Source organism: Burkholderia sp. BDU5 (assembly GCF_001522845.1).
Taxonomy (GTDB): domain Bacteria; phylum Pseudomonadota; class Gammaproteobacteria; order Burkholderiales; family Burkholderiaceae; genus Burkholderia; species Burkholderia mayonis.
In genome coordinates this window covers 50,027-59,702 of sequence record NZ_LOWC01000121.1, presented here as the reverse complement: position 1 = coordinate 59,702, position 9,676 = coordinate 50,027, and the positions used below count along the sequence as shown (strand labels likewise).

The window sequence follows — 9,676 nt, the reverse complement described above, 5'->3', positions numbered from 1 at the left end:
AAGCCGAAGCCGAAGCCGAAGCCGAAGCCGAAGCCGAAGCCGAAGCCGAAGCCGAAGCCGAAGCCGAAGCCGAAGCCGAAGCCAGCGATTCGCAGTCCCGATCTCCGGCCATCATCGTCGCTTGCGCGGGCCGCCGTCGCTGTCTCGTGCCGTGCGCGCCGCTCCCTATGCTCTGCGGTTAGCCTGCCGCAGGCCCCGGTTCGAATCGGTCCGACCCCGGCCGAAGTCCCCATTCCGCGCTCGCGTCAGCCGGCGCACCGGGCAAGCCCGCCATCCTTCCCATCGCCCGATCGATCCTCCCACCTAGGGTTTTTCGCGACGCAAATTCCTGTTGCTTTCTTTTTTGGCGGCGTAGCATCCTTCGTGACAACACATGTTGCACTAATTACAATAATGACATCGCGTGTTGCGGTGCGGCTGGTGTTCGTCGCTGTTCCCCGGCCAGATCGGGGCATCGCCACTCATTGCGGAGAAGATACATCATGGGACGCCGTTCGTTCATCAAGACAGTCGTCGCAGTCGCGCTCGTCGGCGCGAGCCTCGCCAGCGCACAGGCGAAGGATCTCGTCGTCGGCACCGACACCTCGTTCATGCCGTTCGAGTTCAAGCAAGGCGACAAATACGTCGGCTTCGATCTCGACCTGTGGGCCGAGATCGCGAAAGACGCGGGCTGGACCTACAAGATCCAGCCGATGGACTTCGCCGGCCTGATTCCGGCGCTGCAGACGCAGAACATCGATGTCGCGCTGTCCGGAATGACGATCAAGGCGGAGCGCAAGAAGGCGATCGACTTCTCCGATCCGTACTACGACAGCGGCCTCGCCGCGATGGTCCAGACGAACAATACGACGATCAAGTCGATCGACGACCTGAACGGCAAGGTGATCGCCGCGAAGACGGGCACCGCGACGATCGACTGGATCAAGGCGCACCTGAAACCGAAGGAGATCCGACAGTTCCCGAACGTCGATCAGGCCTATCTCGCGCTCGAAGCCGGCCGCGTCGATGCCGCGATGCACGACACGCCGAACGTGCTGTTCTTCGTGAACAACGAGGGCAAGGGCCGCGTGAAGGTCGCGGGCACGCCGGTGAGCGGCGACAAGTACGGGATCGGCTTCCCGAAGGGCAGCCCGCTCGTCGCGAAGGTCAACGCCGAGCTCGCGAAGATGAAGGCCGACGGCCGCTACGCGAAGATCTACAAGAAGTGGTTCGGCTCCGAGCCGCCGAAGTCCTAAGCGGTGAATCAGGCCGGCGCGGCGTGTTTTGCCGCGTCGATCGGAACTCAATCGGGAGTTGGATGTGCAATTCGACTGGTCAGCGATATGGGCTGCATTGCCGGACTTGATGGACGGCGTGAAGCTCACGGTTTTCATCGCATTTTTCGGGCTGGCGGGCGGTTTTCTCGTCGGCATGGTTGCCGGCATGTTTCGCGCGTACGGCCCTGCCTTGCTGAACGTGCTCGCGCAGGTTTACATCGAATTGATCCGCGGCACGCCGATCGTCGTGCAGGTGATGTTCCTCTATTTCGCGCTGCCGCTGCTCGCGCATATCCGGATCGACGGCCTGACGGCCGCGATCGTCGCGATCACGCTGAACTCGGGCGCGTATCTTGCCGAGGTCGTGCGCGGCGCGTTGCTTTCCATTCCTCAGGGTTTGACGGAAGCAGGGCTTGCGATGGGGCTGTCGATGCCGCGCGTGCTCGTGAAGATCGTCGGGCCGCTCGCATTCCGCCGGCTGATTCCGCCGCTCGGCAACCAGTGCATCGTCAGCCTGAAGGACACGTCGCTGTTCATCGTGATCGGCGTCGGCGAGCTGACGCGCAAGGGGCAGGAGATCATCGCCGGCAATTTCCAGGCGGTCGAGATCTGGACCGCGGTCGCCGCGATCTATCTCGTGCTCACCGGCGTGATGACGCTCACGCTTCGCTTCGTCGAGAGAAGGATGCGCATCTTATGAGCATGGTCGAATTCCGTAATGTGTCGAAGAGCTTCGGTCACGTGCCGGTGCTGAAGGACATCAGCCTGTGCATCGACGCGGGCGAGGTCGTGGTCGTCGTCGGGCCGTCGGGCTCGGGCAAGTCGACGATGCTCCGCTGCATCAACGCGCTCGAGAAGATCACGGGCGGCGATCTGCTCGTCGACGGGCAGAGCGTGAAGGGCAAGGCCGCGGTGATCCACAACATCCGGCTCGAAGCCGGGATGGTGTTCCAGCAGTTCAATCTGTTTCCGCAGATGACCACGCTCGAGAACGTGATGTTCGGGCCGATCCAGGTGCGCGGCGCGTCGCGCGCGCAGGCGCGCGATCAGGCGATGGCGCTGCTCGACAAAGTGGGCCTCGAGGCACGCGCGAACCACTATCCGTCCGAGCTGTCGGGCGGCCAGCAGCAGCGCGTCGCGATCGCGCGCGCGCTCGCGATCAAGCCGAAGCTGATGCTGTTCGACGAGCCGACATCGGCGCTCGACCCCGAGCTGCGCCACGAAGTGCTGAAGGTGATGCGCGATCTCGCGAACGAAGGGATGACGATGATCGTCGTCACGCACGAGATCGGCTTTGCGAAGCAGGTCGGCACGCGGCTTTTGTTCATGGACCAGGGCGGCATCGCCGAGGACGGTGATCCGAGATCGTTGATCGATCATCCGCCGACGCCGCGCCTGAAAGATTTTCTCAAACACGTTTCGTGATCAGGACAACAGATGAAGTTTCTCAAGCCCGTCGGCGTGGCGGGTTCGCCGCATGACATCGGCCGGCAGCTCGGCGAGCTTGCCCGGCCGGTGATGGATGCGTACGTCGCGCAGAGCAGCGCGTGGCGCGCGGTCGCGCGCTGGCGCGGCCATCCGTTCGTCGCCGAGCTGCGTCGCGCGGCCGAGACGGCGTTTCCGGCGCTCGTCGCCGAGCTCGACGGGCTCGCGGCCGGCCTCGGCTGGCATGCGGAAGACGTGTTCGTCTGGAACTGCCGCGGCGAGCTGATCCACAACGCGCCGGACGGCTGCACGACGCTCGCGTTGCGCACGCCGCGCGATCGGATGATCGCGCACAACGAGGATGGCGATCCGCATCTGCGCGGCAAGTGCGCGCTCGTCGACGTGCGGCCCGACGGCAAGCCGGGCTTCGTCAGTTTCTACTATCCGGGATCGCTGCCGGGCCATACGTTTGCGGTGAATCGCGCGGGGCTCGTGCAGGCGATCAATAATGTCCGCATTCGCCGTCCGGCCGCGGGTGTGCCGCGGATGATCCTCGCGCGCGCGGTGCTCGACGCGCTGTCGCTCGGCGACGCGCTGCGCATGCTGTGCGACACGCCGCGCGCGAGCGGCTTCCATCACACGCTCGGCTGCGCGGGCGAGCGGCGCGTCGTCAGCGTCGAGGCGAGCGTCGCGCGCACGTCGGTGCTCGACATCGACGGCGTGTCCGGCCACGCGAACCATCTGATTCATCCGGGGGGCGACACCGAAGCGCAGATCGTCACCGCGTCGTCCGCCGATCGGCAAGCGCGCCTCGCGCAGCTTCTGCCGCCGCTCGAAGGGACGGTCGACGCGTCCGCGCTGTGGCGCGTGCTCGCCGACCGCGCGGGCGACGGCCTGCCGATCTATCGCGACGATCCGAACGATCCCGACGACGAGAACACGCTTGCGACCGCGCTCTTCTCGATCGGCGACGACGGCGTCGCGTTCGAGGTGCGCGAGCAAGGCTCGGTGCGCTTTCAGCAATTCGTGCCGGCGGACGCGCAGCGTCCGCCGGCGCTTCGACACGAAGAAGGACACGCATGACCACCGTATTTCATCGCGCGCCGCGCGCGAACCTGCCGGTCGCGGTCGCGGGCGACGGCATCGAGATCATCGATTCGACCGGCAAGCGCTACATCGACGCGTGCGGCGGCGCAGCCGTATCGTGCCTCGGGCACAGCAATCAGCGCGTGATCGATGCGATCAAGCGGCAGGCGCAGCAACTGCCGTACGCGCACACTTCGTTCTTCACGACGCAGCCGGCCGAAGCGCTCGCGGACCGGCTCGCCGCCGCCGCGCCGGCGGGGCTCGAGCACGTGTACTTCGTGTCGGGCGGATCGGAAGCGATCGAAGCCGCGCTGAAGCTCGCGCGTCAGTACTTCGTCGAAAAGGGCGAGCCTGCGCGCCGGCATTTCGTCGCGCGCCGGCAGAGCTATCACGGCAACACGCTCGGCGCGCTCGCCATCGGTGGCAACGCGTGGCGGCGCGCGCCGTTCCTTCCGCTTCTGATCGAAGCCCATCACGTGAGCCCGTGCTACGCATATCGCGAGCAGCGCGCGGACGAAAGCGAAGCGGCGTTCGCGCAACGTCTTGCCGACGAACTCGAAAGCAAGATTCTCGCGCTCGGGCCGGATACGGTCGCGGCGTTCGTCGCGGAGACGGTCGTCGGCGCGACGGCGGGCGCGGTGCCGCCCGTGCGCGAGTATTTCCGCAAGATCCGCGCGGTGTGCGACAAGTACGGTGTCCTGTTGATCCTCGACGAGATCATGTCGGGGATGGGGCGCACCGGCCATCTGTTCGCATGCGAAGAGGACGGCGTCGCACCCGACCTCCTGGCGATCGCGAAAGGGCTCGGTGCCGGCTATCAGCCGATCGGCGCGACGCTCGTCAGCGACGAGATCTACCGGACCATCGTCGGCGGTTCGGGCTTCTTTCAGCACGGCCACACGTATATCGGCCACGCGACCGCATGCGCGGCCGCGCTCGAAGTGCAGCGCGTGATCGCCGAGGATCGGCTGCTCGACAACGTGAAGGCGCGCGGCGAGCAACTGCGTGCGCTGCTGCGCGAGCGCTATGCCGATCATCCGCACGTCGGCGACGTGCGCGGCCGCGGGCTGTTCGTCGGCGTCGAGCTCGTGCGCGAGCGCGACACGAAGGCGCCGTTCGAGCCGCAACTGAAGCTCAACGCGATCGTCAAGCGCGAAGCGATGCGGCGCGGGCTGATGGTGTATCCGATGGGCGGCACCGCCGACGGCGATTCGGGCGATCATATCCTGCTCGCGCCGCCGTTCATCTGCACCGCGCAGCAGATCGGCGCGATCGTCGAGCGGCTCGCGGGCGCGATCGAGGCGGCGCTCGCATCGATCGGCGCGGCAGCCGTGCGTTGATGCGCGGCCGCCCATGCGCACCCTTTGCTCCGGTGAACCGACATGACGAAAACAAAGAAGAGGCTTCCTGAATTCCAGCGCGAGACCGCGACCGACGAGCAGAAGGCGGTGCTCGACGAAATCCTGAGCGGGCCGCGCGGCAATCTGAACGGGCCGTTTCTCGGCTGGATCGCGAGTCCCGAGCTCGCGCAGCACGCGCAGCGGCTCGGCGCGTTCTGCCGGTATCGCACCGGGCTGCCATTGCGGCTGTCGGAGCTCGCGATCCTCGTGACGTCGGCGCGCTGGCGCTCGCAGGCGGAATGGCACATCCATCATCCGATCGCGCTCGATGCAGGCGTGCCCGCCGCGGTCGCCGAAGCGATCCGAACCGGCACGGCCCCGGCGTTCGACGACGCCGACGATGCGCTGATCTTCCGCTTCGCGACCGAGCTGTACGAGACGAAGCGCGTATCCGACGCGACGTACGACGCGTCGGTCGCGCGCTTCGGGCGCCAGGTGATCGTGAGTCTCGTCGCGCTGCTCGGCTATTACGCGCTCGTCGCGATGACGTTGAACGTGTTCGAGATGCGCGCCGACGGGCAGACGGCGCTGCCGTTCGCCGAATAGCCGGAGGAAAAATGAAGGAACGATGAGGCGGGCGGCGCGCGTTCGTCGCGTCCGCACAAGACAACGGCGGCAGTTTCGGACTCGAAACGGCCGCCGTGCCGATGAGCGGAGTGTGCGTCAGTTCGTCGTCGACGGGGCCTTCGCATCCGGCGCGGATGCCGGCGCTGCGGCGGAAGCCGCCGATGCGGGCGCGGACGCCGATGCGGGCGCCGGCGCGGACGCTGCAGCCGGCTCCGCCGCTGCGCCGCCGCTCGCGCCGGCATTGCCGGGATCCTGATACTGCGGCAGCCCGGCCGGCTCGCGCCCGCCGCCTTCAGCGCCGCCGCCCGCGCCCTCGCCCGGATCCTGATACTGCGGCAAGCCGCCCGGCGCGCTGCCGCCCTTGCCGTCCGCCGGCGCGCCGTCGGGCTCGTTGTAGTTCGGCAGCGATTCCTCCTCGCTCCTGCCGTGATACGTGAGCGAGCGGCGCTGCTGCACGTACGCGTCGCGAACGAACGAGTACTTGTCGAGCGCGGCCTGCTGCAGCAGGTCGCTCGCGCCGAGCAGATCCGAACGCGCGCTGATGAATTGCGCGATGTACATCGGATTGCGTGCGGCGGGTTCGATGTAGTTCAGCAGATTGAAGCGGACGTCGACTGCGCGGCCGACGCCGTCGCGGAACGAGCTCGGCCCGAAGACCGGCAGCACCAGATACGGGCCCGCCGGCACGCCCCAGCGCGCGAGCGTAAGCCCGAAATCCTGGTGGTGCTTCGGCAGCCCGGCGAGCGTCGCGACGTCGATCAGCCCGGCGACGCCGAACACCGAGTTCATCGCGACGCGCATCACGTCCTGCGTCGCGTCGGTGATCCGGAGCTGCAGCAGGTTGTTCGCGATGTTGCCGAGATCGCCGAGGTTCGAGAAGAAGTTGCTGATCGCCGTGCGCAGCGGCGTCGGCGTCACCTTCTGATAGCCCTTCGCGATCGGCACGGCGATTGTCTGGTCGACCGCGTCGTTGAACTTGAAGACCGCACGGTTCATCGGTTCGAGCGGATCGCCGGGGTGGCGGTTGGGGCCGGTCGCGCAGCCGCTCGCGAGCAGGCAGGCGGCGAGCGCCGACGCGGTAATTCGCATCTTATTCATCGATTCCTTGCAATTGATTCGTCACGCGCTTCGTGCGCGGCTTGCCCATCAGCACGGGCTGGAACACGACGGCGCCGATCAGCGTGCACGACAGCGCGAGTGCGAGGAGGCGCCCCATGCTCGCCGTGCCCGGATGATGCGACAGCCACAGGCTGCCGAACGCAGTGGCCGTCGTCGCGGCGCTGAACAGCACCGCGTGCGTGAGACTCGACTGCAGCAGGCCCGTCTGGCCCGCGCGCCATGCCATCACGAAATACACCTTGAACGCGACGCCGACGCCGAGCATCAGCGGCAGCGCGATGATGTTCGCGAAGTTGAGCGGCATCCCGAACAGCACGCACAGCTCGAGCGTCACGACGCCCGACACGAGGAGCGGCACGAGCGTGCGCAGCACGTCGCCGAAGCGGCGCAGCGTGATCCACAGCAGCACCGTGATCGACACGACCGACAGCGCGGCCGCTTGCAGGAACGCGCGGATGATCGTGTCGGCCGAGTGCAGGATCGAGATCGGACCGCCGATCGCGCCTGGCTCCGCCGCCTTCACGGCCTTCGCGAAGCGGCGCAGCATCGCATCGTCGCCGGGATCGACGCCCTTCGGCACCTTCGGCGAAATCTGCACGAGCGCGCGGCCGTCCGGCGCGATCCAGTCGCGCGCGATCTGCGGCGGCAGGTTCTCGCGCGTGATCTCCGACGGCTGCAACAGCATCGCGAGCTGATTCAGCGCGATCTTCAGCGGCGCGGAGAACGCGTTTTCCGCGCGGTCGCGCGTCGCACTGTCGGCGGCGGCGAGCTTCGCGAGCGATTCGGACAGATGCTTCGCGGCCGCGGCGCCCGGGCCCGGGTAATCCTCGGACGCGTATTCGAGCAGATTCGACGCGCGCTTCAATGCCGCGACGCGCTGCGCGTCCGACACGGGCGCGGCGGCCGGTTGCGTGAGCGCGGGCAGCAGATCGCGCGCGGCCGCGGCGATCGTCGCGAGCTTCGGCGGCTGCGCGTCGGGGATGAACGTCGACAGCGTCGTCGTGCGGCCGACTTCCGGCAGCGCTTCGAGACGCTTCGCGGCGGCGTCGGCGGCCGCGAGCGACGGCGCGAGCATCGACACGTCGTTGACCGACGCTTCCGGCGAATCCTTCAGCGCGAGCAGCGTCGCCATCGATTCGCTGCCCGGGTCCTTCAGGTGCAGCGGGTTGAAGTCGAAGCGCAGGTGCGTGAGGAGCGGCAGCGCGCCGATCACGACGGCAAGCGTGCCGATCAGGATCGGCTTGCGATGGTGGTCGAGATAGTCGTCGACGGGCGCGAGGCGCGGAAAGCCGGGCGGCTTGCGCTCGCCGGGCGGCGCGAACAGCTTGATGAGCGCGGGCAGCAGCGTCATCGTCGTGAAGAGCGCGACGAACATCCCGACGCCCGCGATCAGGCCGAGCTCCGACACGCCGCGATACGCGGTCGGCAGGAACGAGAAGAAGCTCGCGGCGACGGCCGCCGTCGCGAGCGTGAGCGGCATGCCCATCGCGTGCGCGGCGCCGACGAGCGCGTGCTCGAGATTCGGCGCGCGGTGGCGCTCCTCGCGGTACTTGACGCCGTACTGGATCGCGAAATCGACGCCGAGGCCGACGAACAGCACCATGAACGCGACCGAGATCATGTTCAACGAGCCGACCATCATCAGCCCGAGCGCGGCGGTGACGACGAGGCCGACGAACAGCGTGACGAACACCGACGCGATCATCCGCTTCGAGCGCAGCGCGATCCACAGGATCACGAGCACGATCACGAGCGTCGCGATGCCGTTGACGGCCGCGCCGTCTTCGACCGATGCGAACTCTTCGTCGGCGAGCGGCTGCTCGCCCGTCAGCCGCACGACGGCGCCGAAGCGCTTGTCGAGCTGCAACGCCTGCGCGGTCGCGCGGATCGTCCGGGACGTCTGCTCGCCCGCCTTCAGTGCGCCGTAGTTGACGACGGGCTGCACGGTCACGAACGTGCGCGCGGGCTCGCGGGCCGCGTCGGTGTCGACGAGCGCGCGCCACGAGAACGCGGCCGGCTTGCCGGCCAGCACGTCGTCGACGGTCGCCGCGCTGCGCGACAGCAGCTTCGCCATCCCGGACAGCTTGACCTGGCCCGACTGCAACGGCACGCCGAGCGTCGTCGACAGCGTCGTCGCGAGGCCGGCGATGCTCGGATCCTTCGCGAGCACGTTGATGAGCGGCCGCGCGCTCGCGAGCTGCGCGGTCGTTGTCGCGACGTCTTGTTGGGGCAGGAACAGCAGGCCGTTGTGCTCGAAGAGCGGGCCGCCGCCGGGCTCGGACACCTGGCCGATGCGGCCCGCTTCGGTTTCGCGGCGCAGGCCGTCGGCGAGCGCATCGGCCGCGGCGGTCGCGAATTCGGGCGCGGGCGCCTCGACGACCGCGAGGATCGTCTGACTGCGCTGCGGGAACGCGTCATCGATCGCATCGCCGAGCGCGGCCCATTGCGGGTCGTTCTCGACGAGCTTGCTGATGTCGGTGTTGATCTTGAAATGGTGTGCGACATAGACGCTGCTGAGCGCGGCGACGACGAGCGACAGCACGACGACCCAGATAGGGCGCCGCACCGACCAGGCGACGAGTCGGACGAGGACGGAAGTCAGCATGAGGCGGCGGGTTGGGGGGCTGCGGAAAGGCAAAGTGTCCAAGTATACCGGCGCGCGGGTTTCAGAGTCGGCAAGGTTCCGGCGCATGTGAATCTCGCCGGATTGTTACGAAATAGGGTTGGAATGTGACGGAAAGCGACAGGGAGGCGGCACGAAGGCGGGTGCAGGGCTTGGGGAACGATGCGGCGTTGCGGCGGGACTATTGCGCGCGCGGCCGC

General features: G+C 67.6%; 9 protein-coding genes. 7 read left to right on the top strand and 2 right to left on the bottom strand.

The annotated features are described in order from the left end of the window. The 7 genes from WS69_RS34220 to WS69_RS19350 form a co-directional block, all read left to right on the top strand. Nucleotides 1-182 (top strand): hypothetical protein (locus tag WS69_RS34220; protein ID WP_197419288.1); only part of this gene is annotated, 182 nt, incomplete at its 5' end. 300 nt (nt 183-482) lie between these two features. Beyond that, complete coding sequence (gene glnH / locus WS69_RS19375; protein ID WP_059472311.1) at nt 483-1,235, top strand: glutamine ABC transporter substrate-binding protein GlnH; 753 nt, start codon at nt 483-485, stop codon at nt 1,233-1,235. A gap of 64 nt (nt 1,236-1,299) precedes the next feature. After that, nucleotides 1,300-1,956, top strand: a complete 657-nt coding sequence (gene glnP / locus WS69_RS19370) for a glutamine ABC transporter permease GlnP (protein WP_059472313.1) — start codon at nt 1,300-1,302, stop codon at nt 1,954-1,956. Further along, nucleotides 1,953-2,681 carry a glutamine ABC transporter ATP-binding protein GlnQ gene (gene glnQ / locus WS69_RS19365; RefSeq protein ID WP_059472310.1) on the top strand — a complete coding sequence of 243 codons (729 nt, stop codon included), beginning with the start codon at nt 1,953-1,955 and terminating at the stop codon, nt 2,679-2,681. The genes glnP and glnQ overlap by 4 nt, the downstream gene beginning before the upstream one ends. Nucleotides 2,682-2,693: 12 nt before the next feature. After that, the gene (locus WS69_RS19360; protein WP_059472309.1) at nt 2,694-3,764 is read left to right on the top strand and encodes a C45 family autoproteolytic acyltransferase/hydolase; all 1,071 of its coding nucleotides are present in this window, start codon (nt 2,694-2,696) and stop codon (nt 3,762-3,764) included. Then, nucleotides 3,761-5,107, top strand: a complete 1,347-nt coding sequence (locus tag WS69_RS19355; protein WP_059472308.1) for an aspartate aminotransferase family protein — start codon at nt 3,761-3,763, stop codon at nt 5,105-5,107. The genes WS69_RS19360 and WS69_RS19355 overlap by 4 nt, the downstream gene beginning before the upstream one ends. A 42-nt stretch (nt 5,108-5,149) precedes the next feature. Beyond that, nucleotides 5,150-5,713: a carboxymuconolactone decarboxylase family protein gene (locus WS69_RS19350; protein ID WP_059472307.1), complete on the top strand. Its 564-nt coding sequence runs from the start codon at nt 5,150-5,152 to the stop codon at nt 5,711-5,713. Nucleotides 5,714-5,830: 117 nt separating this feature from the next. Here the strand turns inward: WS69_RS19350 and WS69_RS19345 are convergent, their stop codons facing one another. Together WS69_RS19345 and WS69_RS19340 are read right to left on the bottom strand one after the other, a co-directional pair. After that, nucleotides 5,831-6,823 (bottom strand): MlaA family lipoprotein, encoded by a 993-nt coding sequence (locus tag WS69_RS19345; protein WP_059472306.1) that lies wholly within the window; start codon nt 6,821-6,823, stop codon nt 5,831-5,833. 1 nt (nt 6,824) lies between these two features. Next, nucleotides 6,825-9,458 (bottom strand): MMPL family transporter, encoded by a 2,634-nt coding sequence (locus WS69_RS19340; RefSeq protein WP_059472305.1) that lies wholly within the window; start codon nt 9,456-9,458, stop codon nt 6,825-6,827. Nucleotides 9,459-9,676 lie beyond the last annotated feature (218 nt).

Bases quoted from the DNA above. Each gene is read 5' to 3' on its own strand.
- WS69_RS19345 (WP_059472306.1), bottom strand. From the start codon at position 6,823: ATGCGAATTACCGCGTCGGCGCTCGCCGCCTGCCTGCTCGCGAGCGGC.
- glnH (WP_059472311.1), top strand. From the start codon at position 483: ATGGGACGCCGTTCGTTCATCAAGACAGTCGTCGCAGTCGCGCTCGTC.
- WS69_RS19355 (WP_059472308.1), top strand. From the start codon at position 3,761: ATGACCACCGTATTTCATCGCGCGCCGCGCGCGAACCTGCCGGTCGCG.
- WS69_RS19340 (WP_059472305.1), bottom strand. From the start codon at position 9,458: ATGCTGACTTCCGTCCTCGTCCGACTCGTCGCCTGGTCGGTGCGGCGC.
- glnQ (WP_059472310.1), top strand. From the start codon at position 1,953: ATGAGCATGGTCGAATTCCGTAATGTGTCGAAGAGCTTCGGTCACGTG.
- WS69_RS19350 (WP_059472307.1), top strand. From the start codon at position 5,150: ATGACGAAAACAAAGAAGAGGCTTCCTGAATTCCAGCGCGAGACCGCG.
- WS69_RS19360 (WP_059472309.1), top strand. From the start codon at position 2,694: ATGAAGTTTCTCAAGCCCGTCGGCGTGGCGGGTTCGCCGCATGACATC.